General features: G+C 72.4%; 24 protein-coding genes. 15 read left to right on the top strand and 9 right to left on the bottom strand.

The window, feature by feature from the left end; all coding sequences use genetic code 11:
- The first annotated feature begins 3 nt into the window (after positions 1-3).
- Together K5S26_RS11740 and K5S26_RS11745 are read left to right on the top strand one after the other, a co-directional pair.
- The gene (locus K5S26_RS11740; RefSeq protein ID WP_308122932.1) at positions 4-663 is read left to right on the top strand and encodes a TetR/AcrR family transcriptional regulator; all 660 of its coding nucleotides are present in this window, start codon (positions 4-6) and stop codon (positions 661-663) included.
- Between the two features lie 29 nt (positions 664-692).
- Positions 693-1562 carry a serine hydrolase domain-containing protein gene (locus K5S26_RS11745; RefSeq protein ID WP_221858166.1) on the top strand — a complete coding sequence of 290 codons (870 nt, stop codon included), beginning with the start codon at positions 693-695 and terminating at the stop codon, positions 1560-1562.
- A 15-nt stretch (positions 1563-1577) separates the two neighbouring features.
- On the opposite strand, the gene K5S26_RS11750 is transcribed toward K5S26_RS11745, so the two are convergent.
- From K5S26_RS11750 to K5S26_RS11765, 4 genes are read right to left on the bottom strand one after another with little or no spacing between them, the layout of a single operon-like run.
- Positions 1578-2081 carry a Sec-independent protein translocase subunit TatA/TatB gene (locus K5S26_RS11750; RefSeq protein WP_221858167.1) on the bottom strand — a complete coding sequence of 168 codons (504 nt, stop codon included), beginning with the start codon at positions 2079-2081 and terminating at the stop codon, positions 1578-1580.
- Between the two features lie 8 nt (positions 2082-2089).
- The gene (gene tatC, locus K5S26_RS11755) at positions 2090-2848 is read right to left on the bottom strand and encodes a twin-arginine translocase subunit TatC (RefSeq protein ID WP_246603913.1); all 759 of its coding nucleotides are present in this window, start codon (positions 2846-2848) and stop codon (positions 2090-2092) included.
- Entirely contained in the window at positions 2845-3090 is a 246-nt protein-coding gene (locus K5S26_RS11760) for a twin-arginine translocase TatA/TatE family subunit (RefSeq protein WP_221858168.1), read from the bottom strand. The genes tatC and K5S26_RS11760 overlap by 4 nt, the downstream gene beginning before the upstream one ends.
- A gap of 49 nt (positions 3091-3139) precedes the next feature.
- The gene (locus K5S26_RS11765) at positions 3140-4159 is read right to left on the bottom strand and encodes an intradiol ring-cleavage dioxygenase (protein WP_221858169.1); all 1020 of its coding nucleotides are present in this window, start codon (positions 4157-4159) and stop codon (positions 3140-3142) included.
- Positions 4160-4305: 146 nt separating this feature from the next.
- Here K5S26_RS11765 and K5S26_RS11770 point away from each other — a divergent pair, with 146 nt between their 5' ends.
- From K5S26_RS11770 to K5S26_RS11780, 3 genes are read left to right on the top strand one after another with little or no spacing between them, the layout of a single operon-like run.
- Positions 4306-5241 (top strand): metal ABC transporter substrate-binding protein, encoded by a 936-nt coding sequence (locus K5S26_RS11770; RefSeq protein ID WP_246603914.1) that lies wholly within the window; start codon positions 4306-4308, stop codon positions 5239-5241.
- On the top strand, positions 5238-5978 hold the full coding sequence (locus tag K5S26_RS11775) for a metal ABC transporter ATP-binding protein (protein ID WP_221858170.1): 741 nt from the start codon (positions 5238-5240) through the stop codon (positions 5976-5978). The genes K5S26_RS11770 and K5S26_RS11775 overlap by 4 nt, the downstream gene beginning before the upstream one ends.
- Positions 5975-6835 (top strand): metal ABC transporter permease, encoded by an 861-nt coding sequence (locus K5S26_RS11780; RefSeq protein ID WP_221858174.1) that lies wholly within the window; start codon positions 5975-5977, stop codon positions 6833-6835. The genes K5S26_RS11775 and K5S26_RS11780 overlap by 4 nt, the downstream gene beginning before the upstream one ends.
- A gap of 35 nt (positions 6836-6870) precedes the next feature.
- On the opposite strand, the gene K5S26_RS11785 is transcribed toward K5S26_RS11780, so the two are convergent.
- Positions 6871-8163, bottom strand: coding sequence for a hemolysin family protein (locus tag K5S26_RS11785; protein WP_221858183.1), 1293 nt, complete (start codon positions 8161-8163; stop codon positions 6871-6873).
- A 385-nt stretch (positions 8164-8548) separates the two neighbouring features.
- Here K5S26_RS11785 and K5S26_RS11790 point away from each other — a divergent pair, with 385 nt between their 5' ends.
- The 8 genes from K5S26_RS11790 to K5S26_RS11825 all read left to right on the top strand — a co-directional run bounded on the left by K5S26_RS11790 (position 8549) and on the right by K5S26_RS11825 (position 15848).
- Positions 8549-8926 (top strand): ArsR/SmtB family transcription factor, encoded by a 378-nt coding sequence (locus tag K5S26_RS11790; protein WP_246603915.1) that lies wholly within the window; start codon positions 8549-8551, stop codon positions 8924-8926.
- The gene (locus K5S26_RS11795; RefSeq protein WP_221858185.1) at positions 8926-9870 is read left to right on the top strand and encodes a cation diffusion facilitator family transporter; all 945 of its coding nucleotides are present in this window, start codon (positions 8926-8928) and stop codon (positions 9868-9870) included. The genes K5S26_RS11790 and K5S26_RS11795 overlap by 1 nt, the downstream gene beginning before the upstream one ends.
- Positions 9871-9936: 66 nt before the next feature.
- Positions 9937-10560: a hypothetical protein gene (locus K5S26_RS11800; RefSeq protein WP_221858194.1), complete on the top strand. Its 624-nt coding sequence runs from the start codon at positions 9937-9939 to the stop codon at positions 10558-10560.
- Positions 10561-10602: 42 nt separating this feature from the next.
- Complete coding sequence (locus K5S26_RS11805) at positions 10603-11298, top strand: copper resistance CopC family protein (RefSeq protein ID WP_308122935.1); 696 nt, start codon at positions 10603-10605, stop codon at positions 11296-11298.
- Between the two features lie 41 nt (positions 11299-11339).
- Complete coding sequence (locus tag K5S26_RS11810; protein ID WP_372454405.1) at positions 11340-11882, top strand: copper chaperone PCu(A)C; 543 nt, start codon at positions 11340-11342, stop codon at positions 11880-11882.
- Positions 11882-13120 (top strand): Dyp-type peroxidase, encoded by a 1239-nt coding sequence (locus K5S26_RS11815; RefSeq protein ID WP_221858206.1) that lies wholly within the window; start codon positions 11882-11884, stop codon positions 13118-13120. Before K5S26_RS11810 ends, K5S26_RS11815 begins: the two co-directional genes overlap by 1 nt.
- Before the next feature lie 14 nt (positions 13121-13134).
- Positions 13135-14583: a PepSY-associated TM helix domain-containing protein gene (locus K5S26_RS11820; protein ID WP_221858208.1), complete on the top strand. Its 1449-nt coding sequence runs from the start codon at positions 13135-13137 to the stop codon at positions 14581-14583.
- A 212-nt stretch (positions 14584-14795) separates the two neighbouring features.
- Positions 14796-15848: a CobW family GTP-binding protein gene (locus K5S26_RS11825; RefSeq protein ID WP_308122938.1), complete on the top strand. Its 1053-nt coding sequence runs from the start codon at positions 14796-14798 to the stop codon at positions 15846-15848.
- A gap of 20 nt (positions 15849-15868) precedes the next feature.
- Here the strand turns inward: K5S26_RS11825 and K5S26_RS11830 are convergent, their stop codons facing one another.
- From K5S26_RS11830 to K5S26_RS11845, 4 genes are all read right to left on the bottom strand, one after another.
- The gene (locus K5S26_RS11830; RefSeq protein WP_221858214.1) at positions 15869-17602 is read right to left on the bottom strand and encodes an amino acid ABC transporter ATP-binding/permease protein; all 1734 of its coding nucleotides are present in this window, start codon (positions 17600-17602) and stop codon (positions 15869-15871) included.
- Positions 17599-19311: an ATP-binding cassette domain-containing protein gene (locus tag K5S26_RS11835; protein WP_221858216.1), complete on the bottom strand. Its 1713-nt coding sequence runs from the start codon at positions 19309-19311 to the stop codon at positions 17599-17601. Before K5S26_RS11835 ends, K5S26_RS11830 begins: the two co-directional genes overlap by 4 nt.
- A gap of 72 nt (positions 19312-19383) precedes the next feature.
- Positions 19384-20019 carry a class I SAM-dependent methyltransferase gene (locus K5S26_RS11840; protein ID WP_308122939.1) on the bottom strand — a complete coding sequence of 212 codons (636 nt, stop codon included), beginning with the start codon at positions 20017-20019 and terminating at the stop codon, positions 19384-19386.
- The gene (locus K5S26_RS11845) at positions 20016-20969 is read right to left on the bottom strand and encodes an NAD(P)/FAD-dependent oxidoreductase (protein WP_221858224.1); all 954 of its coding nucleotides are present in this window, start codon (positions 20967-20969) and stop codon (positions 20016-20018) included. Before K5S26_RS11845 ends, K5S26_RS11840 begins: the two co-directional genes overlap by 4 nt.
- A gap of 70 nt (positions 20970-21039) precedes the next feature.
- On the opposite strand from K5S26_RS11845, the gene K5S26_RS11850 reads away from it, so the two are divergent.
- Together K5S26_RS11850 and K5S26_RS11855 are read left to right on the top strand one after the other, a co-directional pair.
- On the top strand, positions 21040-21615 hold the full coding sequence (locus K5S26_RS11850; protein ID WP_308122940.1) for a helix-turn-helix domain-containing protein: 576 nt from the start codon (positions 21040-21042) through the stop codon (positions 21613-21615).
- A 160-nt stretch (positions 21616-21775) separates the two neighbouring features.
- Positions 21776-24673, top strand: a complete 2898-nt coding sequence (locus K5S26_RS11855; protein ID WP_221858226.1) for a glycoside hydrolase family 3 protein — start codon at positions 21776-21778, stop codon at positions 24671-24673.
- The last annotated feature ends 69 nt before the right edge of the window (positions 24674-24742 follow it).

Here is a 24742-nt window from a genome sequence, read left to right on the forward strand (position 1 = left end):
GATGTGACGGACGCGGCAGCGGCGCGACGGGACACGTCGCGCCAGCGGGACCCGGAGCGGACGCGAGCGGAGCTGCTCGCGGTCGCGACCGAGGTGTTCGCCGAGCACGGCTACTCCGGCGCGCGCGTGGACGAGATCGCCGACCGCACCCGCACCACCAAGCGGATGATCTACTACTACTTCGGCGGCAAGGAACAGCTCTATCTCGCCGTCCTCGAGCAGGCCTATCGCGGCATCCGCGAGGCCGAGAAGGTCATCCACGTCGGAGACCTCGACCCGGCGGAGGCGATCCGGCGGCTCGCCGAGCTCACCTACGACCATCACGTGCGCCACAGCGACTTCATCCGGCTGGTGATGATCGAGAACGTGCACCGCGGCGTCTTCATCCGGCAGATCGAGGCGATCCGCGAGCTCGGCCAGCCGGCCGTCGGACTGCTCGACGAGATCCTCGCCCAGGGGCGTGCGGACGGCGTCTTCCGTTCCGACGTCGACGCGCTGGACGTGCACATGCTGATCAGCTCGTATTGCGTCTTCCAGGTGGCGAACCAGTACACGTTCGGCTACCTCTTCGACCGCGACCTGCACTCGCCGGCGCTGAGCGGGCATCTGCGCGCGATGATCGGCGACGTCGTGGTCTCGTGGCTGACGGCGCCGGCGGCCTGACGCCCTGACACCCGTGGGAGACTGCGGGGGTGACAGAGGCGCAGCATGCCCTCGACCTGCTGGTCGCGGGCATCGAGGAGGAGCGGCTCGGCGCGCACGGCGCCCACGTCCGCATCGGTGACGAGACGGCGCAGCATCGCTGGGTGGCCGATGTGCGGGAGGACATCCACTCGGTGTCGAAGGGGGTATGCGTCCTCGCGGCGGGCATCGCCGCGGACGAGGGTCTGTTCGACGTCGATGCACCGGTCGCCCGGTACCTGCCGGACCTCGTGCGGGGTGCGGGGGCCGGCGACGTGACGGTGCGGCGTCTTCTCACCATGACGAGCGGCATCGACCTGCCGTGGTCGCCGACGATGTTCGACGACTGGCCCGACCTCGCCCGCGAGTTCCTGCGGCGTCCCTCGCGCGGGCACGTGTTCCAGTACTCCAACGCGAGCACCTACACCGCGATGCGTGCGCTGGACGCCGTCGTCGGCGACGTGCGCGACTGGCTGGTGCCGCGCCTGTTCGATCCTCTCGGCATCGACGACCCGACGTGGGAGCGGTGTCCCCGGGGCTGGATCGTCGCGGGCGGCGGGCTCGCGCTGCGCACCGAGGAGCTCGCTCGGATCGGGCGTCTCGTCCGCGACCGGGGCGAGTGGGAGGGGCGACGCCTGGTCTCGGCCTCCTGGATCGACGGCATGCACTCCGACTGGGTCGTGGCGGGCGCGAGCCCGGGATACGACCGGTACGCGCTGGCGGGATGGGGCGGCCCCGGCGACGGCTGGCGGCTGCACGGCGCGTACGGGCAGCTGCTCGTGTTCGCGGGCGACGCGGTGGTGACGATCACGGCCGACGAGCTGCACGGCGGCGACCGCCTGGCACAGCTCGCCTACGACGCGGTCGCGGGCGGGGCCTGACCGACGTCGCCGGGGTCAGCTGCTGAGCGCGGCGTCCTGGGCCTGCGCGTCGGGCCCAGGAGTCGGGGAGGGCGTGGCCGGCGCCGCGGGAACGAGGATGCGCCGCGGGTGGGCCGACGTGCCGCCGATGATGTAGCGGGGCGCCGGCTCGGCGGCAGGCGGAGCGGGATCGGCCGACGGCGGAGCGGGATCGGACGGCGAGCCGGCCTCCGGCCGGCCTGGATCGGTCGCGTCGGCAGCGGACGCCGGCGGTACCGCTCCGCCGCGTTCCTGCGCGAGCGCCTCCTGGATGATGCGGCGCGGGTCGTACCGGCGGGGGTCGAGCTCGCGCCATTCCTCGGCGCTGAGCGGGAGACCGGCCTCCGACTCGGCGCGTGCCCGCGCCGTCTCGGTGAACGACCGGACGGCACGGGCGAACTCGCCGAGGCGCTGCGCGTAGGCGGGCAGGCGAGCCGGGCCGATGATCACCGCCGCGAGGATCGCGACGACGAACAGCTTTTCGACGGTGAGACCGAGCATGGCTCTCCTCAGGTTCGGGCGAGGGCGCGGGCGGCGGCGCGATCGTGGAGGTGGGCGATGAGCAGGGCGGTGAGGAACAGGGCCGTCATCGGGACGGCGATGAGGACCATCGACAGCACGTCGGCGGCCGGCGTCGCCATGGCGCTGAACAGCACGATGCCGACGACGCTGAAGCGCCAGGTCCGGGCGATCGTGCGCGCCGGCAGCACGCCGAGGAAGTTCAGGGCCACGAGGAAGACGGGGAGGACGAAGGCGATGCCGGTGGCGAGCACGATCTTCAGCACGAAGTCGACGTAGTACGAGGCCTGCAGCAGGGTGCTGTCCTCTTCGGACGCGAAGCCGGCGAGCAGCTCGACCATGTGCGGGAACATCGTGAAGCCGACCGCGCAGCCGGCCGCGAAGAGCGGCAGAGCCGCTGCGAGGAAGCCGAAGGTGTAGCGCCTCTCGCGTCGCGTGAGGCCGGGGACGAGGAACGCGAACAGCTGGTACAGCCATACGGGGCTCGAGACGACGACGCCCGCGAAGAGCGCGATCTTCATCCGCAGGTCGAACGCCCCGGTGACGCTGTCGTAGTTGAGGCTCGCGTCGCGCGACTCCGCGAGCGTCGTGATCGGCGTGCGCAGCACGTCGAGGATCGGGTCGGCGAGCAGGAAGCCCGCCACCACCCCGACGATCAGGGCCACCGCCGCGCGCGTCGCGCGCTTGCGGGCCTCCGTGAGATGCGCGCCGAGCGGCATCGTCGACGGCGCGGCGGTGGCGGTGGTCATGGCGTCGCCCGCTGCGGCGCGCCGTCGGCGGCGACGCGGACCGCGGTGGTCTCGGGGGCCGCCACGGCGGGAGCCGCGGCCGGGGCCTGCTCGTCGGACGAGGCTGGCGCGACCTCGTCCTTCAGGATCCGCATCGACTGCCCGAGGCTCTTCGCGAGCGCGGGGAGCTTGGCGGCGCCGAAGATCAGCACGACGATGGCGAGGATGATCAGGGCGTGCCAGCCCGTGAGGTTCTGCAGCATGGTTCTCTCCTTGATGCTCTGCCGGCCGTCGGCCGGGCGGTGGTGGGGGTCAGTTCGTCGGCGGCTCGGGGGCGTCGCCGCCACCGCCTGCTCCGCCGCCGGGCGCCGCGCCCGCGGTGGGCTCGGTCGTGGTGTCGACGCGGACGACCAACGAGGCGGTGTAGCCCGAGGTGACGTCGCCGCTCATGGTGGCGATCTGGAGCTCGCCGCCGTCGTCGCCGAAGACGTTGTCGCTCGCGAGCGTGAGCTGCGACATGTTCTGCGTGGAGCCGTCGTACTCGGACAGTGCGTAGACCTCGGCGCAGGTCTCCTCGGTCAGGGCGAGCTGCGAGGTGGAGATCGCGTTGGTCGAGTCGGTGATCGAGTCGACGTCGGGGTACACCTCGAAGTGGATGTGGGGCCAGCGGCCGGTGTAGCAGGCGGGGAAGATCGAGGTGAAGGTGACCACGCCGTTCGCATCGGCCACCTGCACGCCGCGCAGGTAGGTCTCCTCGGTGACGCCGTCGGAGTACATCGAGTAGCGGCCCTGCGCGTCGCAGTGCCAGGCGTAGACCGCCACGTTCTCGAACGGCACGTCGCCGTTCGCCATGTCGAGGATCGTGAGCTCGAAGGTCAGCGGCACGCCCTCGGCGGTCGCCCCGCCGTCGATGCTCGATCGGATGTCGCTGCGGACGATGCCCGACTGCTCGAGGATGTCGGGCCCGTTGGAGCCGTCACCCGGGTAGGGGCCGGCCGTCTCGTCGGGGATCTCCGCCGCCGGCAGCTCGGTCGTCGTGGTCGACTCGCTCGCGCTCGGCGAGGGCGTCGTGGTGGTCGTCGTGCCGCTCGATCCGTCGCTCGTCGACGAGTCGGAGGACGTCGTGGTGTCGGACGTCGTCGGTGCGCACGCGGCGAGCGCGGCGGTGCCGACGCCGAGGCCCACGAGGCTGAGGACGCCGCGGCGGCTGATCAGGGTGCGGATGTCGAACGAGGCGCCCTGGTCGACGACCTCTTCGTCCGCGCGGTCGAGGAGGCGGCCCTCGTAGGCGGGGCCCTGCGGTGTCTGGGTGGGCTCTGGGATGCGGCTCATGTCGGACTCCTGCGTGAGGTTCGGATGGGATGGATCCCAGTGTGGGTGGCGAGTCCTTCCCGGCTCTCTGCGCCGTCTATGCGTTTCCTATGCCGGCGGAAGAGGCGGGGTCGGGGTGGCGCGGGGTTGTTTTAGGTGAGCCGAAAATGTATTTTTTCGGCATGCCTAAAAAAGCCAGCGTCCTCGGGGTCGTCGCCGGTCTCGCCGTCATCGCGCCGCTGCTCGCCGCCTGCACCGGCGATCGCGCGCCCGCGGGCGACCGCCCCGTCGTCCTGACGACCTTCACGGTGCTGGCGGACATCGCCGAGAACGTCGCCGGAGACCACCTCGAGGTGCGGTCGATCACGAAGGCCGGAGCCGAGATCCACGGCTACGAGCCGACGCCGGGCGACATCGCGAAGGCCTCGGAGGCCGATCTGATCCTCGACAACGGGCTGAACCTCGAGCTGTGGTTCTCGCAGTTCGTCGAGTCCGTCGACGTCCCCCACGTCGTGGTGTCGGAGGGGGTGGACGTCCTGGACATCTCGGAGGACGCCTACGCGGGCACGCCGAACCCTCACGCCTGGATGAGCCCCGCGAGCGCCCAGCTCTACGTGGACAACATGGTCGAGGCGTTCAGCGATCTCGAGCCCGAGCACGCGGACGACTTCCGCGCCAACGGCGACGCCTACAAGGCGCAGCTGCAGGACATCCAGGACGAGCTCGTGGGCGAGCTCGCGGCACTGCCCGAGAACGAGCGGGCCCTGGTGACGTGCGAGGGCGCGTTCTCGTACCTCGCACGGGACGCGGGCCTGACGGAGGCCTACATCTGGCCCGTCAACGCGGAGCAGCAGGCGACGCCGCAGCAGATCGCTGCCACGATCGAGTTCGTCCGGGACAACGACGTGCCGGCGGTGTTCTGCGAGTCCACGGTGTCGGATCGCCCCATGCAGCAGGTCGTGGAGGCGACGGGCGCGACCTTCGGCGGCACCCTGTACGTCGACTCGCTGTCGGAGGAGGGCGGCCCCGTGCCCACGTACCTCGACCTCCTCCGCCACGACGTCGACACGATCGTCGCCGCGCTCACCGGAGGCGACCGGTGAGCGCGGCGATCGCGGCCGAGGGCGTCACTGTCCGCTACGGGGACGTCCTCGCCCTGGACGACGTCTCCCTGTCCGTCGCGGAGGGCCGGGTCACCGGGCTGATCGGCATGAACGGCGCCGGCAAGTCGACCCTGTTCAAGGCCATCACGGGGATGATCCGACCGAGCCGCGGATCGGTGCGCATCGGCGGGACGGCTCCCGCGGACGCGCGCAAGCGTGGGCTGCTCGGCTATGTGCCGCAGAGCGAGGACGTGGACTGGGCCTTCCCGGTCTCCGTGCGGGACGTCGTGATGATGGGCAGATACGGCCGTCAGGGACCGTCGCGCCGCGTCCGCGCGGAGGACCGCGCGGCGGTCGACGAGGCGCTCGACCGGGTGGAGCTGACCGACCTCGCCGACCGGCAGATCGGGCGGCTCTCGGGCGGGCAGCGCAAGCGGGCCTTCGTCGCCCGCGGCATCGCGCAGGACGCGGGCGTGCTGCTGCTCGACGAGCCGTTCGCCGGCGTCGACAAGAGGTCGGAGGCGACGATCGTCAGGCTGCTGCGCGAGCTGGCCGCGGGCGGGCGCACGGTGCTGGTGTCCACCCACGACCTCCATGCCCTGCCCGCGCTGGCCGACGATGCGGTCCTGCTGCAGCACCGCATCGTGTTCCAGGGCGCGGTGGCCGAGGCGCTCCGGCCCGAGACCCTCGCCCTGGCCTTCGGTCTGGACGTGCTCGGACGGGAGGGGGAGGCATGAGCGTCCTCGACCTCATCCTCGAGCCGCTGCAGTACGAGTTCATGGTGCGCGCCCTGCTGACCACCGCGATCGCGGCCGTCGTGTGCGCCGTGCTGTCGTGCTGGCTCGTGCTCGTGGGCTGGTCGCTCATGGGCGACGCCGTCTCGCACGCCGTCCTGCCCGGCGTCGTGATCGCGTACGTCGTCGGCGCGCCGTTCGCCCTCGGGGCCCTGATCTTCGGGCTGCTGGCAGTGGTGCTGATCGGGGTGATCCGCGGCACCAGCCGCGTCAAGGAGGACGCCGCCATCGGCATCGTGTTCACGACGCTGTTCGCCCTCGGCCTGGTGCTGATCTCGGTCACGCCCAGCCAGACCGACCTCAACCACATCATCTTCGGCAACATCCTCGGCGTCTCGACGAGCGACCTGATCCAGATCGGCTGCCTGGCGGCGGTGGCGTTCGCGGTCCTGGTGTTCAAGCGCCGCGACCTGACCCTTTACGCGTTCGACCCCACGCACGCGTACGCCATCGGCCTGTCGCCGCGTCTGCTCGGAGCCCTGCTGCTCGGATCCCTCGCGCTCACCGCCGTGGTCGCGCTGCAGGTGGTCGGCGTCATCCTCGTGGTGGCGATGCTCATCATCCCCGGTGCGACCGCCTACCTGCTCACCGACAGGTTCGGCCGGATGCTCGTCATCGCGCCCGTGATGTCGGTGCTGTCCTCCGTCGTCGGCATCTACCTCAGCTACTGGATCGACGCGGCGTCCGGCGGGCTGGTGGTCGTGGTGCACGGCGTCGTGTTCGCGCTCGTCTACCTGTTCAGCCCGCGGCAGGGCGTGATCGGGCGCCGTCTCGCGCTCCGCAGAGGCTCGACCGCCTGAGCGGAGCCGTGCACGCGCCCCGGGAGTGCCGGGGCTCAGCGCCCGTCGGTCTCGCCGTCCTCGTCCGGCCGCGGGGTGACCCGCACCCCGGCGACGCGACGACGGTCGAGTGCGACGACCTGGATGGTCGCGCCCGGCACGTCGACGGTGTCGCCGACGTCGGCGAGGCGGCCGAGCCGCTCGGTGACGAAGCCGGCGATCGTGTCGGACGCCCCGCGGGGCAGCTCCAGCCCCGTCGCCTCCTCGAAGTCCTGCAGGTTCAGGCGCCCGTCGACCACGCCGCCCGTCGAGGCCGGATCGATGACGGTGTCGTACTCGTCGAAGATCTCGCCGACGACCTCCTCGACGAGGTCCTCGAGCGTGACGATGCCGTCCGTGCCGCCGTACTCGTCCACCACGACGGCGATGTGGTGCCCGTCCGCGCGCATGCGCGTCAGTGTCGGCAGCACGCGGGCCGTCGACGGGAAGTAGTGGATCGGTCGCATGAGCCGCGCCAGCGACCGGCTGCGATCGTCGGCGGCGGCCTCGAAGAGGTCACGCACATGCACGAAGCCCGTGATGTCGTCGATCGACTTGTCGACCACGGGGTAGCGGGAGAAGGGCAGCTCGCGCACCTGCGCGATCGCGTCGGCGATGTCCGAGGTGTCGTCGAGGGCGACCACCTCCGGTCGGGGGCGCATCACCTCGCTGATCTGCCGGTCGCGCAGCGACAGCACGTCGTCGAGGATCTTGCGCTCGTCCTCCGGGAGCCCCTGGTGGGTGGTGACGATGTCCCGGATCTCCTCGTCGCTGAGCTCGTCGGCGGTCTTGTCGGGATCGCCGCCGAGCAGACGTACGAGGGCGTTCGTCGACACCGACAGCAGCCAGATCACCGGGCGCATGACGACGGCGAAGCCGTCGAGCACCGGGGCCACGGCATAGGCGAACTGCGCGTTGCGCTGGATGGCGAGCCGTTTCGGCACGAGCTCGCCGAGGACCAGCGAGAGGTAGGCGATCACGAGGGTGAGCGCGACGGTCGCGATGGTCAGCGCCAGCTGCTCCGGCGCGCCCAGGGCCTCGATCAGCGGGGTCACCGAGGGGGCGATGGACGTGGCGCCGTACGCGGCCGAGGCGAATCCGGCGACGGTGACGCCGATCTGCACGGCGGACAGGAAGGTGTTGGGGTTGCGGGCGAGCCCCGCGACCTTCGCTCCCCGCCGTCCCCGCGCCGCGATCGCGTTGATCTGGCTTTCCCGCAGGGTGACCAGCGCCATCTCGGTGGCCGCGAAGACACCGCCCACGAGGACGAAGACGATGACGAGGGCGATGTTCCACAGCAGGCCGTCCATCAGCGTGCTCCTTCACCTGCGCGGCGGGCGCCCGCCGGGCTCGCGGCGGGTGCGATGCCGCCGATCGTGGCGGCGGGCTCGGACGTCGAGACGACGCCCGAGGTCCGGATGGGTGGGGCGATCTGCACGGAGGGCTCCAAGGAGAGACGGCGACATGAACGCCAAGGTCTTCTCCATCCCGATGTCGGGACCGATGACCCGGGATGCATGCGCATCCGTAATGACGAGCCGGTCGTGTCGGAGTACTCCCCTTGGGCCTCGGATTTTACGGGATTCCTCCGTCGATGCCGAATCCGGTGGGAGGAGGGGCGTGACGAGCCTGGTAATCGCTCTCAACTGCTCGAGGAGGTGGCCATTCATCGTGAATCGGCGGCATCATCGTTGTATGACGATGATCGATGCCGCCCCGCAGCGCCTCGACGAGGAGGCGACCGCGGTCTACGCGCACCTCTTCCAGGCGCTCGGCGAGCCCACGCGGCTCGCGGTGCTGCAGCACCTCGCCCGCGGCGAGCATCGCGTGCGCGATCTGGTCGAGCACATCGGGCTGGCACAGTCGACGGTGAGCAAGCACCTGGGCTTCCTGCTGGAGTGCCGCCTCGTCGCCGTGCGACCGGACGGCCGCTCGTCCTGGTACTCGCTGTCCGAGCCGGCGGCGATCTCCTCGCTGATCGCCGCGGCCGAGGAGCTGCTCGACGCCACGGGGACGAAGGCGGAGCTGTGCGTGCACCTCCGTCGTCCCGAGCACGCGGCGGGGGGTGTGTGATGGGCGCAGGGCACAGCCACGGCGCCGACCAGACCGAGGTCGTCGGCGACCCCGTCGACCATCGCCGGCGGCTCTGGATCGCGTTCGCCATCACCGCCTCGATCGTCGTCGCCCAGGCGGTCGGGTCGGTGCTCACCGGCAGCCTCGCGCTGCTCACCGACACGGCCCACGCCCTCACCGACGCGTCGGGCCTGCTGGTGGCCCTGGTCGCGGCGACGCTGGTGCTGCGGCCCGCGACCTCCACGCGCACCTGGGGGTTCCGGCGCATCGAGGTGATGGCGGCGCTCGGCCAGGCGACGCTGCTGCTCGGCGTCGGGCTCTACACGGCGATCGAGGGCGTGAAGCGGCTGTTCGAGCCGCCCGAGGTGCCGGCCGCCGAGCTGCTCGTCTTCGGCGTCGTGGGCCTCGCCGCCAACGTCGTCGCGATCCTCGTCCTATCGTCGAGCCGCGGCGCGAACTTCAACATGCGGGCGGCGTTCCTCGAGGTGCTGAACGACGCCCTCGGCTCCCTCGGCGTCATCGTCGCGGCGATCGTCATCGCCACCACGGGGTTCCAGCAGGCCGACGCGCTCGCGGGCCTCTTCATCGCGGCGCTCATCGTGCCGCGTGCGTTCACGCTGATGCGCGAGACGTCGCGCGTGCTGATGGAGTTCACCCCGAAGGGCCTCGACCTCGACGAGGTGCGCGAGCACATCCTCGAGCTCGACCACGTCAAGGACGTGCACGACGTGCACGCCTCCACCGTCGCGACCGGCCTGCCGACGCTCACCGCTCACGTCGTGGTCGAGGACGCCTGCTTCACCGACGGGCACGCCGCCGAGGTGCTGCACGAGGTCAGGGAGTGCGTGGCCGAGCACTTCGAGGTGTCCGTGCAGCACTCGACGTTCCAGATCGAGACCGAGCGCATCAGAGACCACGAGCCGGACGGCATGCGGCACGCCTGAGCCGCGGGGCCGTGCGTCAGAAGGCCAGGACGCGGATGCTCGCGGCCACCTGCAAGAATGGACGCCATGACGACCACCAGGCAGCGCCGCGCGCTGCGAGGTGCCGTCACGGCGTCGGTCGCCACTCTGGTGGCCCTGATGTCGCACCTGATGGGCGGGGGAGCGGTGCCGGGGTGGCTCGGGCTCCTTCTGCCGTGGCTGCTGTCGCTGCCGGTGGGGATGCTGCTCGCGGGGCGGCGTCTGTCGCTCTGGCGGCTGTCGACCTCGGTCGCCGCCAGCCAGGCGCTGTTCCACGTGCTGTTCGTCCTCGGGACGCCCTCGGACGCCGCACTCGTCCTGGCCCCGCATGGGGGACACTCCGCGACCGCAGGCACGATCGTCTCCGCCGTCGAGCCCCATGCCGCGACGATGCTGCACGGCGATCTGTCCATGTGGCTCTGGCACGGCCTGGCCGCGGTGCTCACCGTCGCGTGGCTCCACCGCGCGGAACGGGTCGCCGCCGGCCTTCGCGTCGCGGCGACGCGCGTCGCCGCCTGGGTGCGCCGCCGCTTCGACGCCCCGGTCCTCCCTCTTCCCCTCCGTGCCGCCCCGCTGACCGCCGCGCCGGGCTGGTCGTCGTGGCACCTCGTCTCAGAGGCTCAGCTGGCGCCGTTGTCGCGCCGCGGGCCGCCCCTCCTCCACACGGTCTGATCGTCTCCCTGCGCCCCGATGCCGCGCTCTGCGGCCTTCGGGGTGGATCCGCGTGAGCCGGCCCCTCGGGGCGGCGGCGCGTTCCTGTGTGTCTATCGGCGCAGGCGTCGGCCTGTGCCGGAAGTGAGGTCTGTCATGTCCCGTGTCCGCCTGCTGGCGGCGGGGATGCTGGTTGCTGTCGTCGCGGTGATCGCGACGGCCGTGCCGGCGTCCGCGCACGACCAGCTCATCTCCAGCAGCCCTCAAGCGGGGGCCCGGTTGGAAAGCGCCCCCACATCGATCGCGTTGGAGTTCTCCGACGAGCTGCTGACGCTGGGCGATGCCGGCACGACGGTGATCGTGATGGACGGTGACGGTCGCGACTGGGCGGCCGGGAAGCCGGCCGTCGAGGAGAACCTCGTCACCCTCGATCTGTCGTCGGGCATGCCCGAGTCGGGATACGAGATCCGCTGGCAGGTGGTGTCCTCGGACGGCCATCCGATCGCGGGTGTCATTCCCTTCACGGTCGGCGACGCCGAACCGTTGGCGGCCGCGGTCGCATCGGGCGGCGACGACGCCGGCGGCTCGCAGGCGCAGGAGCAATCGCAGGATCAGGCCACTCGAGAGCATCAGGGCGTCCTCCGGGCCGTGCTGATCGGCGCCGGTGGGGCCGCAGTCGCGGCCGCGCTGTTCGCGCTCATCCAATTCCTTCGTCGTCGCGGCGCACGCCATGACGACACCGGTCAGACCGCGCCGTGAGCGCGGACCGGAAAACCTTGCGAAAGGCAATCACTGTGAACATCGACATCCGCACCATCTCCCGGTTCGGCGTCCTGCTGGGCGCATCCGCGCTCGTGCTGGCGGGCTGCGCATCGACCGAGGCCTCCTCCGCTGAGGCGGCACCCGCGGCCGACGTCGTGACGATCTCGGACGGCTGGGTCAAAGCAGCCGACGAGGGGATGTCCGCCGCGTTCGGCGAGCTGGAGAACACCGGGCCGGAGGACGTGACCGTCGTGTCCGCGACGACGGAGGCGTCCAGCATGCTCGAACTGCATGAGACGGTCGAGAACGAGGCCGGCGAGATGATCATGCGCGAGATCGAGGGCGGCTTCGTGATCCCCGCCGGCGGCTCCCTGGACCTCGAGCCCGGCGGCGACCACATCATGCTGATGGACCTCGCCGACCCGCTGCAGGCCGGCGATGAGGTCACCTTCACCCTGACGTTCTCGGACGACAGCACCTACGAGTTCACCGCACCGGTGAAGGACTACTCCGGTGCGAACGAGAACTACGAGGGCGACGAGTCCGACATGGACATGGACATGGACATGGGCGAGGAGTGATGGCCGCGCCCGGTAAGGGCGCGCGCACCGATCGGCCGGGGTCGACCCGGCGGCAGTTCCTCCTCGGAGGGGCTGTCGCCGGCGTCGGCGCCGCGGCCGCGATCGGGCTCGACCTCGCCCTCGACAGTCCATCCACCGCGCCGGCCTCGGCGCCGTTGAACGGCGACGAGACCGTGCCGTTCTTCGGCGCCCACCAGGCCGGTGTCGACACCGACGCCCAGGCGCATGCGGTGCTCGTCGCGCTCGACCTGCGCGACGACACCGATCGCGACGGGCTGCGCCGCATGATGGGGATCCTCACCGACGACGCCGCCCGTCTCACGCAGGGCGTCGCCGCGCTGGCGGACTCCGAGCCCGAGCTCGCCGTCTCGCCTGCACGTCTGACGGTGACCTTCGGTTTCGGTCCCGGTCTCGTCGATCGGGCCCGTCGCACCGCCCCCGCCTGGCTGAAGCCGTTGCCGGCGTTCGGGATCGACCGGCTGCGACCGGAGTTCAGCGGCGGCGACCTGCTCCTGCAGATCGCCGCCGACGATCCCCTCACGGTCGCCCACGCCGCCCGGATGATGCTCAAGGACGCCCGCGGCTTCGCCGCGGTGCGGTGGACCCAGCGCGGTTTCCGCCGCGCCCACGGCACCGTCAAGCCGGGCACCACCATGCGGAACCTGTTCGGGCAGGTCGACGGCACCACCAACCCGGCCCCGGGCACGGAGGAGTTCGCCCGGGTCGTCTGGAGCGAGGACGGCTGGATGGCCGGCGGGACGTCCGCCGTCGTCCGCCGGATCCACATGGACCTCGACAAGTGGGATCGGCTCGACCGCAGCGGCAGAGACCAGTCCGTCGGCCGGTACATGTCCAACGGCGCTCCCCTCACGAGCAGCCCGGACGGCGCGGCGGCCGAGTTCGACGAGCCGGATCTCGATGCCACGACCGCGGTGGGCTTCCCCGTGATCCCGACCTTCTCGCACCTGCGTCGCGCGCGCAGCGAGGACACCGCGGAGAAGATCTTCCGCCGGGCCTACAACTACGACGACTCCCCGACGGGGTCCGAGGTCTCCGACTCCGGGCTGATCTTCGTGTCGTTCCAGGCCGACGTCGACCGCCAGTTCACCCCCATCCAGCGTCGCCTCGACGAGCTGGACCTCCTCAACGAGTGGACCACTCCCGTCGGGTCCGCCGTGTTCGCGATACCGCCGGGATGCGCCGAAGGCGGCTTCATCGGCGACACCCTCCTGACCTGAGAGCACTCCGCATCATGACCACCACCCTCACTCAGCCCGCCGAGAGCACGCACCCGCCGAGACCCGCCCGGAGGGGCGGCTGGTTCGGTCCGCTTCTGCTGCGTCTGCACTTCTACGCCGGCATCCTCGTCGGACCGTTCATCCTGATCGCCGCCACCAGCGGTGCGCTGTACGCCCTCACCCCGACGATCGAGCAGATCGTGTACCAGGACGAGCTGCACGCGCCTGCCACCGGCACCCGGCTGACCCTGGCCGAACAGATCGGCGCCGCGCAGGCCCACCTCGGTGACGCCGACGCGACCCTGTCCGCGGTGCGCCCCGCCCCCGAGCCCGGGGACACGACCCGGATCATGTACGCCCAGGACGGGCTGGGAGAGAGCGAGTCCCGGGCGGTCTTCGTCGATCCGGGCACCGGCGAGATCCGTGGCGACCTGACGGTGTACGGCACCAGCGGGGCGCTGCCGCTGCGCACCTGGATCGACCAGCTGCACCGCAGCCTCCATCTCGGGGACGTCGGTCGCCTCTACAGCGAGCTCGCCGCTTCCTGGCTCGGCATCGTCGCCCTCGCAGGCCTCGGCCTCTGGATCGTCCGCATCCGCAAGACCCGGGCGAAGAAGGACATGATCCGCCCCAATCGCACGCACAAGGGCTATCGCGGACTCTTCACCTGGCACACGTCTGTCGGCATCTGGGTGCTGCTCGGGGCGCTGTTCCTGTCGGCGACCGGGATCACGTGGTCGCAGTACGCCGGAGGCAACGTCTCGAACCTCCGCGCGGCCCTCGACTGGGGCACGCCCGCGGTGAACACGAGCCTCACCGGCGAGGAGGCGGCCGCCGACGAGCATGCCGGCCACGGCGGTCACGCCGGGCATGGGGCGGCGTCTGCCGAGGCGACAGGTGACGCGAACCCGGCGACGTTCGACGCCGTGCTCGCCATCGCCCAGCGGACGAACGTGAACACCGGGCTGGTGGAGATCAAGCCTCCCGCCGAGCCGGGTGCCGCATGGGTGGTGCAGGAGATCCAGCGCAGCTACCCCACCGAGGTCGACGCCGTCGCCATCGACGGCACCACCATGCAGGTCGTCGACCGCGCGGACTTCGCGGAGTTCACCCTCGCCGCGAAGCTCACCCGCTGGGGCATCGACATCCATATGGGGTCCATGTTCGGACTCGCCAACCAGATCGCCCTGTTCGTCCTCGCCGCGGGCATCGCGACGATGGTCGTCCTCGGCTACCTGATGTGGTGGAAGCGGCGACCGACCCGTGAGCCCCGCACGCCGTTCGGCCGTCCCCCTGCGCGCGGGGCGCTGCGGGGCGCGCCCTGGTGGGGCGTGGGGGCGGTCGTCGCCGCGGGCATCGCGATCGGCTGGTGGCTGCCGCTCGTGGGCTGGACGCTGGTCGCCTTCATGGCGATCGACCTGGTCGTCGGTGCCGTGAGGGCGCGCCGCTCTCGCGCGAGCTGACGTCTCGCTCGCGGCGGTCCGCCCCGCCCGTCCGACAGCGGGCGGGGCGGCCTGTCCCCGGCGGAGGTCCCCACCCGTGCCGGTTCCCCGGGTGGCGACACCGTCCACCCGAAGTCTATTGAGAACCATTATCATCAATGGTGGGCGGATCGGCAAGCCGCATCGCCGCCCGTGGCGACGAGAGGCGGTGCCCGAGGGTGGCGAGGATCCCGGTGATCGGCCTGACCGGCTATCTGGGCGCCGGCAAGACGACGGTGCTCAACCACCTGCTGGCCAGGCCAGGCGCGCGCGTCGGCGTGGTCGTGAACGACTTCGGCGAGATCAACGTGGACGCGGGGCTCGTCACCGGTCAGATCGACGAGGCGGCGTCGATCGCCGGCGGGTGCGTGTGCTGCCTGCCCGACGCCGGGGGCCTCGACGACGCGCTCGAGCGGCTGACGCAGCCGCGCCTGCGATTGGACGCCGTGGTGGTGGAGGCCAGCGGCGCGGCCGATCCGCTCTCGCTCGCGCGACTCATCCGGTTCAGCGGCGCGGAGCGCGTGCGGCCGGGCGGGCTCATCGACGTGGTGGACGCGCTGGAGCATGAGCGCACGGTCGAGACCGGGGCGCTCGCGCCCGGCCGGTTCCGCGCCGCGAGCCTCGTCGTCATCAACAAGCTCGACCGGGTGGCCCCGTCGGAGCGGGCGGACGTCGTCGGTCGCCTGTCGCGACGCATCCGGGAGGGCGGCCCCGTGGCGCACGTCGTGGCGACCACGCGTGGCCGCATCGACCCGGCGCTCGTGTTCGACGTGGCGCGCGACGACGACCCGCCCGACGAGCTGCCCATCGCCGCGCTCGCCCGCGCGGATCGCACCGACGCCGATCCCGACCGCGCCGACGCCGACCACGACCGCGGCGCAGGGCGCTCGCCCGCCGCGCACGTCCACGCCACGGCGGTGACCGTGCGGTCGCGCGGGCCCGCGCATCCGACGGCGATCGCCGACCTGCTCGAGGCGCCGCCCGACGGCGTCTACCGCCTGAAGGGATACGTGACGGTCGCCGGACGCCGCCCGCGCAGGTACGTCGTCAACGTGGTGGGGCGCGCGGTGCACGTGATGCGGGTGACCGATGGCGGCTCGGAGGACGGGCTGGTCGCCATCGGCACGCGGCTCGATGCCGAGCGCGTGCAGGCGAGGCTGCGCGCCGCCCTCGCGCCGGCGACGGCGTCGACGGGGGTGGCGGAGGGGCTGCGAAGGATGGAGCGGCACCGCCGCCTCAGCGAGTGACGCGGGCGGCGGCGGTGCCGTCAGCCCTGCTCGTTCCGCGCCTCCAGGCGGGTGAACGGACCCTCCGATGCGCGGAGGTCGCCCGCGCGCCCGGAGGCGACGGCCCGACCGCGGTCGAGGACCAGCACCGACGCGTCGTCGGGCACGAGGTCGGCCCGGTGAGTGATCTCGACCACCGTGAGGCCGGGCCGGTGCGTGCGCAGGCGCTCGCGCACCAGGCCCGCCGTGGTCGCGTCGAGCTGGCTCAGCGCCTCGTCCAGCACCAGCACCTCCGGCCGCGCCACCAGCGCCCGCGCGAGCGCGAGGCGCTGCAGCTGACCGCCGGAGACGGAGGCGCCCCGCTCCCGCGTCGGCGTGTCGATCCCCTGCGGCAGGCCGTCGACCCAGTCGTCGAGCCCGGCCGCGGCGAGCGACTGTCGCAGCTCGGCGTCGTCAGCGCCGGGCGCGGCGAGCCGCAGGTTGTCGGCGATGGTGCCGCTCAGCAGCGTGGGCCGCTGCGAGACGACCGCGACGCGTGCGCGCAGATCGTCCAGGCGCAGCAGCCGCAGCTCGGCGCCGCCGAGACGCACGACGCCGGCATCCGGGTCGCGCCCGCGCAGCAGCAGAGTGGCGAGGGTCGACTTCCCGCTGCCCGACACCCCGACGACGTAGCTCCAGTCGCGCGGGCGGAAGGCGACGCTCACCGCGTCCACCGCGGGGGCCGCCGCGCCCGGATAGCGCAGCGTGACGTCCTGCAGTTCGACGCCCGCGTCCGACGGCTCCGGGCCGGGGGCGGGCGGGTCGGTCACGACGGGCCGGGCCTCGATCACGTCCCGCACGCGCTCGGCGGCGGCGAACGCGGCGTCGAGGCCTGTGGTGAAGTCGTCGATGCCGCGAGCGGGCGCCCACAGTCCGACGGCGACCGCGAGGCCGACCGCGACCGTCACGGCCGAGAGCCCCGCTCCGGTCGCGGTCGCCACGAGCGCGATGAGGGCGCACGACTGCAGCAGCACCGCGGCCCCGCCCCGCACCGCCTGTGTCACGCCCGCGCCTGACCGTGCGCCGGCGAGCTCCCGATCCGCCTCGTCGAGACCGCGCAGGCGGCTCGACCGCGCGCCGAGGGCGAGGATCTCGCGCGTGCCCTGGATGTCGTCGCCGATGCGCGAGGCCAGCGCTCCGCGGGCGGCGGCGACGCGGCGGGCGGCCCGCCACGTCGCCGAGCCGGCCACCAGCGGCACGACGAGGGTCGCCGCGACGAACGGCGTCAGCACGCCCGCGAGCGCGGGGTCGACGACGACCGCGAGCCAGACGAGCGCGACGGCCGGGACGGCGACGGCGGACACCGCCGGCGGCAGGGTGTGGGCGAAGAAGACCTCGACGCGGTCGATGTCGCGCGTGGCGCGCTGGGTGAGCTCGGATCCCGCCCGCCCGGAGGTCGCGGCGGGGGCCTGCGGCACGAGGCGGGCGAACAGCAGGGCGCGCAGGCGCTGCAGGGCGGTGAACGCGACCCAGTGCCCCGTGTAGTGCTCGAGGTAGCGCAGCAGCGCCTTCGTCAGCGCGATCGCGACGAGCCACAGCACGAGCGGCGGCACGGCGACCTGTTCCCCGGTCGCCGCGCGGGCGGCGGTCGAGGCGGCCACGACGAGCAGGGCGACGCCGAGCAGCTGGCCCCCGACGCGGGCCACGATCGACACGATCAGGAGCGGCACCAGGCGTCGCGTGTGGCCGACCAGCCAGCGGGTCAGGGCGAGGCGTCCCCCGCTGTGCGCGGTCATGCGGCGGCCCCCGGGGCGCTCAGTGCGATCACGCGATCGGCGGCGAGGATGGCCCCCGGCCGGTGCGCGATCATCAGCACGGTGCGCCCCGCCGCCAGCCGGTCGAGGGCGGCGAGGATGGCTGCCTCCGCGGCGAGATCGACCTGCGAGGTCGGCTCGTCCAGCAGGAGGATGGGGGCGTCTCGCAGCGCGGCGCGCGCGATCGCGAGCCGCTGCGCCTGGCCGCCGGACAGCAGGGCGCCGTGCTCGCCCACGGGCGTGTCGAGGCCGGCCGACATGGCGGCGACCTCCGAGCGCATGCCGGCGAGCTCCAGCGCGTGCCACAGCTGCTCGTCGGTCGCGGCGGGGTCGCCCATCCGCAGGTTCTCGGCGATCGAGCCGACGAAGAGGAACGGGCGCTGTTCGACGACCGTCAGCCGTGATCGCACCGCCTCGGCGTCGCCGGCGGTGTCCAGCCCGTCGACGACGACCCGCCCCGCCGTCGGTGCCAGGTGGGCCTGGATCAGGGCGCTGACCGTCGACTTGCCCACCCCGCTCGGCCCGACCAGCGCGACGCGCTCGCCCGGCACGATGCTCAGCGAGAGGTCCTGCAGCACCGGCCGTCCGCCCGGCCAGGCGGCGGTGACGCCTTCCAGCGCGATCCCTCCGGCGGGCACCGGGGGAGAGGCGGGCGCGGGGGCGCCGGCGCCCGTGGCGTCCGGGCGCGGGGCCGGCTCCTCGCCGAGGTGGTCGGCGAGCTGGCGCTGGGCCGCGCGACCGCCGATGCCGATGTAGAAGAACTGCCCGATCACGTCGACCGGGCCGGTCACCAGGACGCTCAGCAGCACGATCGCGATCGCCGACCCGGCGCTGATGCTGCCGTCGGCGGCGCGCACGACGGCGATCGCGGTGGCGGCCACCACGACGGTCAGAGAGAACGCCGCGTCGACGACGAAGATCAGCAGCTGGTTGCCGGCCAGCATCCGCATCAGCCCGCGGCGGTGCTCCTCGCCACGGGCCTCGAGGTCGGCGCCGATGCGGTTGGCGGCGCGCGCGTAGACCAGCGTGTCGAGCGCCTGGATCGCCTCGAGGAACCCGGCCGTGAGACGCGCCTGGGTGCGCCGGTAGGACGCGCCGATCGGGCGGACCGCGCGCTGGAAACCGCCGATGAGCAGGGGGACGAGGAGGATCGTCAGCACGAGCCAGCCGGCGGTGACCGCGTCCACCAAGAGCGCCATCACTCCGAGCACGAGCAGCGGCGTGGTCAACGACCCGACGATCGGCCCGAGGAACGCGGCGCGGTAGTGGGCGATGCGCTCCACGGCGTCGGTGGCGAGCGAGAGCAGCGCGCCCGAGCGTCCCGTCGTCCCGGCGACGCCCAGATCGAAGATGCGGCTGACCGTGGCGCGGCGAAGCCGCTGCTCCGCCGCCGACGCCGCCCACTGCGAGAACCATGCGCCGACCCCCGCGCACGCCGCGGCGGTCAGCGCCAGCAGCACCGGCGCCAGCCACCCGGCCGGCGCCGGAGGCCCGTCGTCGACGACCCGGCCGAGCCAGACGAACAGCACAGCCGTGGCGACCGCCCCCGCCCACGCGAGGCCGGCGGACGTCCAGAGCACCCAGGGCGGCGTGGCATCGCGGATGCCGGCGGGCAGCGGGCCCGCCGAGGCGGGGCCATGCGGGTGCGGGCCGGGCGCCGGGCGGCCTCCCGCTCTCGAGATCGCGGACACCCGACCATTCTCCCCGGTCGACGGCGGGCGTCGGCGCGGGAACGGGCGGGCGTCTCTCCCCGAGGAGGCCGGTCAGCGCACGCGGCGAGCGAGGACGACGCCGTCCGCGAGCGTCCCCGATGCGCCGTCCGGCGCGGTCGCCGCGCGCTCGCGCGTCTCACAGGCCAGCACCTGCCAGGACGACCGGTCCAGCGACAGTGCGCGCAGGTCCTCCGCTGGCGCGGGGAACGGGTGCGACCGGACGCTCTCGGGGTCGGCCCAGGAGGGCGGGCCCGCGTGGGCGACCACGAGGATCAGCCCGCCCGGGGCGACGAGCCCGGTCGCCCGGCGCAGGATGTCCTCGCGCGGGATCTCCACGGGCCAGGACTGCAGGAACGAGGCCGTGACGAGGTCGTATCGGTCCTCGTCCTCCCACGCCGCGAGGTCAGCCGACTCGAACCGGGCGCTCTCGCCGAGCCCCGCCGCGTCGGCCGCGGCCCGGGCGCGGGAGACCGCGGTGGGGGACAGGTCGACGCCCGTCGCCTCCCAGCCGCGCGCGGCGAGCCAGAGGACGTCGCCGCCCTCGCCGCAGCCGAGGTCGAGAGAGCGCCCCGGCGCGAGCGGCCCGGCCACGTCCGCCACCACGCGGTTCACACGGCCCGACCAGACGCGTTCCGTGTCGGCGTACCGCGCCTCCCAGAACTCCGCGGGCGACGGCACGTCCGTCACGATGCGCTCCGGGCGGCGAGATCGAAGTCCTCCTCCACGAGCGCGCCGTTGACGGCGCCGCCGGTCAGCGAGGCGGCCCCCATCGACATCGGCACGTTGAGCATCGGGTTCACGACGTTGCCGGCAGCCCAGACGCGAGGATGGCTGGTGCGCCCGGCGGGGTCCACGGCCAGGAAGGCGCCCACGCCCGGCAGGGGCTCGGCTCGGTCGAGGCCGAGCGGCGCGAGGAAGCCGTCCCGTGGCCGGGGCGTGCCGGCCGTGAAGATCGCGTCGACCTCGGTGACCCGGCCGTCGTCCGTGCGCACGGCGACGAGCCGGCCGCCGTCGCGCAGCGTCTCGACGACGGGGGAGGGCGCGACCCGCACTCCGCGCGAGCGCAGCCGCGCCTCGGTCTGCGGATCGAGGGCCCCGATCGCCGCCGAGAACAGCGTGACGCGATCGCTCCACTGCCGCACGAGGGCGGCCTGGTGCAGGCTCTGCGGGCCGACGGCGAGCACGCCCAGCCGTCGGTCCCGCACCTCCCACCCGTGGCAGTAGGGGCAGTGCAGCACGTCGGTGCCCCATCCGGCGCTGAGGCCCGGGACGTCGGGCAGCTCGTCCACGATGCCCGTCGCCACCACGACGCTGCGGGCCTCGTGCGTCGTGCCGTCCTCGAGCGTCAGCCGCAGGCCCGCCGCGGCGTCCTCGACGGAGGCGGCAGCGCCCTCCCGCACCTCGACGTCGTACCGCGCGAGCTCGGACCGCCCGCGCGCCAGCAGCTCGGAGGGAGGCGTGCCGTCGTCGCCGAGCACGCCGTGCATGTGCGACGCGAACCGGTTGCGCGGGCTGCCGGAGTCGACGACGAGCACGCGGCGGCGGGCGCGCCCCAGCATGAGCGCTGCGGACAGGCCGGCGGTGCCGCCACCGAGCACGAGGGCGTCCCAGGGACGAGGGGAGGTCTGCGAGGTCATGTCGCCCAGTCCACGCGGGTCGTGAGAGAATCGCAAACGTTCTTGCAGAAGTGGCAAGTGGAGGACTCCCGTGGCACGAGACGACCTGTCCGAGGTGGGGCCGCGACTGCGGGCCTTCCGCCGCGCGAGAGGCTGGACGCTCGACGATCTGGCGGGGCGCGCGGGCATGTCGCCCAGCACGCTGTCGCGACTGGAGGCCGGAAAGCGGCAGGCGAGCCTCGAGCTGCTGATGCCGCTGACGCGGCACCTCGGCGTGCGGATCGACGACCTCGTGAGCCCCGACTCGCCGGATCCGCGCGTGAGGCGCCCGGTGATCCGCCGCGACGGCCTCGTGATCGCCCCCCTCGCCCCCGAGGGGTCGCCGATCCACACGTACAAGATCACCTACCCGCCCGTGGCCGCTCTCCCGGAGCTGCGCGTGCACGACGGGTACGAGTGGCTCTACGTGCTCACAGGGCGCCTCCGCCTGCGGCTCGGCGACCAGGACCTCGTGCTCTCCCGGGGAGAGGCCGCCGAGTTCGACACGCGCACCCCCCACGCGATGTGCGCGGCGGGCAAAGCGCCCGCCCAGGTGCTGAGCATCTTCAACGACGACGGGGCGCGCATGCACACGCGGGTCGCGGCCGGCGACGTCGACGCGGATTGAGCGCGCCGTGCGCCGCAGTCTGTGCGGCCAGAACGACAGATTGTGCGGGCGGCCGCGTAAAGAGGGAAGCGTCCGGAAGCATGTCTTCGACGGTCGGCAGAGGAGCGCGTCGCGATGTCGCGGCGCAAGCGCCCGCCGCACAGCAAAGGAGCACAGCGTTATGAGCACCGTGAATGCGGCGCAGCGGCCGTCTCGGCGGGCGGGAAAGAAGCCACTGCGCCTGTGGGCGGCGGTCGTCGTCTACATCGTGGCCGCGGTCCTCGTCGTGGCACTGGTCGTAGGGAACTACTTCGCGAGTCGCTACTTCGATCTCATCTCCCTTTACCTCGGGCAGCAGACGCAGACGGTCGTCGAGGCAGAGGGCGAGGAGACGCAGCACTACGTCAGCGACTTCGACAGCGACGCCGACCGCCAGGCGTATCTCGAACAGGTCTCTACGGACATCTCCCGAGAGGGGATCACCCTCCTCGAGAACGACGGCGCCCTGCCGCTCGCGGCGGGCGCACGAATCAGTGTCCTCGGACAGGACGCCGTCGATCCCGTCTACGGCGGCGGCGGCGCCGGCTCGATCGATCCGTCTCTCGCCGTGACGCTGGGCGAGGGACTGGACCAGGCCGGGTTTGAAGTGAACCCGGTGCTGTGGGACTTCTACGAGAGCGGCCCCGGCGCCGACTTCCGCAAGACGACCCCGGACGTCTACGGGGAGGGCGCGTACGCCGTCAACGAGGTGCCCCGCGCGCTCTACACCGACGACGTCGTCGGCAGCTTCGGCGACTACGCGGACGCCGCGGTGGTCGTGATCGGCCGGTCCGGCGGCGAGACCGCCGACCTCGCCTCGACGTCCGGCGAGAGCGGCGTAGCGTACCTGCAGCTCGACCCGGACGAGCGCGACATGATCGAGCTGGCGACCGAGAACTTCGACGACGTGATCGTCGTGCTGAACACCTCGAACCCGCTGGAGCTCGGCTTCCTCGAGGAGTACCCGATCAGCGCCGCCGTCTGGGTCGGCTCGCTCGGCCAGCACGGCGCGACCGCCGTCGGCGAGGCGCTGTCCGGCGTCGTCAACCCGTCGGGGGCGCTCGTGGACACCTATGCCTATGACTCCCTCGGAGCCCCGGCGATGGCGAACCTCGGTAGCTATGCGATCACGAACAGCGATGTGCCGATGGGTGATACCTACCTCGCCTACGCCGAGGGCATCTACGTGGGCTACGCGTACTACGAGACCCGGTACGAGGACGTCGTCCTCGGCGCCGAGAGCGCTGACGCCTTCGACTACGCGTCCGAGGTGCAGTACCCGTTCGGCCACGGCGACTCCTACACGACGTTCGCCTGGTCCGGCTACTCCGTCGAGGAGCATGGTGACGCCTTCACAGTTGGCGTCGACGTCGTCAACACCGGCGAGACTGCGGGCAAGGACATCGTGCAGGTCTACCTGCAGTCGCCCTACACCGACTACGACCGCGAGCACCGGATCGAGAAGGCCGCCGTCGAGCTGGCGGGCTATGCGAAGACCGGCCTGCTGGAGCCCGGGGAGTCCGCGACGGTGCAGATCGAGGTGCCGCGCGAGCTCATGAAGGCCTATGACGCATACGGTGCGGGCACCTACATCCTCGACGCCGGTGACTACTACCTCACGGCGGCCGACGACGCGCACGCCGCAGCGGACAACATCCTCGCGGCCAAGGGACGCAGCACGGCGGACGGGATGACCTCCGACGGTGACGCCGACTTCGCCCACCGGATGACGGTGGAAGACCTGGACGTGAGCACTTACGCCGTCTCGGCGGAGACCGGCGCGGCGATCACGAACCAGTTCGAGTCCAGCGATGTGCGCACCTGGGACGATTCGTTCTCTTACCTGAGCCGCAGCGACTGGACCGGCACCTGGCCGACGACCTACCAGGACGGCAGCTGGGAGGCACCTGAGGCGTTCGTCGGGGCCCTCGCGATCCCCGACAGCCAGGACGGCGAGGCCGAGGCGCCGGTGTTCGGGACCGTCGCCCCCGCGTACGGCGAGCTCAACGCGGCGATGCTCATCGGCGAGGAGTACGACAGCCCCGTATGGGACGCGCTGCTGCAGCAGGCGAGCCTCGACGAGCTCGACCAGCTCGTCCGCATCGGCGGCTACGCCACGCGCGGCGTGGACTCGATCCAGCTGCCGGCGACGGTGCTCAAGGACGGGCCTGCCGGCTTCTCCGCCACGCTGACCGGCGGGGACAACGGCATGGCCTACCCGCCCGCGATCGTGCTGGCCTCGTCCTGGAACGACGAGCTCGCGCGCGAGATGGGGCTCGCCATCGGTGAGGACAGCCTGTCGCTCGGGTACGCCGGCTGGTACGCGCCGTCGATGAACATCCACCGCACCCCGTACTCGGGCCGCAACTTCGAGTACTTCTCCGAGGACGGGTTCATCTCCGGCAAGATGGGCGCCGCGATGGTCGACGGCGCTCAGGACAAGGGCGTGATCGTCTTCACGAAGCACTTCGCCGTGAACGACCAGGAGACCAACCGCATCGGCGGCGCGATGCTCGCCAGCGAGCAGGCAGTGCGGGAGCTCTACCTACTGCCGTTCGAGCTCACCGTCCGCGAGGGTGGTGCCCGCGGCATGATGGCCTCGATGAACCGCCTCGGCCCGCTGTGGACGGGCGCCCATCCTGGACTCGTCACCGAGACGCTGCGCGGCGAGTGGGGCTTCCAGGGCGTCGTGGAGACGGACCAGGCGTCGTTCGACGTGTTCGTCTACGAGGATTTGCGCCAGGGCCTCGCGGCCGGCACGGACCTGTGGCTCAACACCGACGCCGCGCTCTGGAAGCTGCCGGACGACCAGGTCACGCCCGCCGTGCAGGCAGACATCGTCCGCGCTGCGCACAACGTCGCGTACGCGGTCGTCAACAGCAACGCGATGAACGGCCTCTCTGCCGGTGGCGAGCTCGTCTCCGTCACCCCGCTGTGGATGTGGGGGCTGATCGCGGTCGATGTCGTCGTCGGGCTGGCGATCGCTCTGATCGTCTTCCTCGTGACTCGCCGGCTCATCCGCCAACGCCGGGAGGCATGACAGACGCCCCGCCCCCTCCGCGGGGCGAACGACGGGGCCGGAGCGGTGGGGACCGGCTCCGGCCCCGGA

Source organism: Microbacterium marinilacus (assembly GCF_019753765.1).
In the GTDB taxonomy this organism is placed as follows: domain Bacteria; phylum Actinomycetota; class Actinomycetes; order Actinomycetales; family Microbacteriaceae; genus Microbacterium; species Microbacterium marinilacus.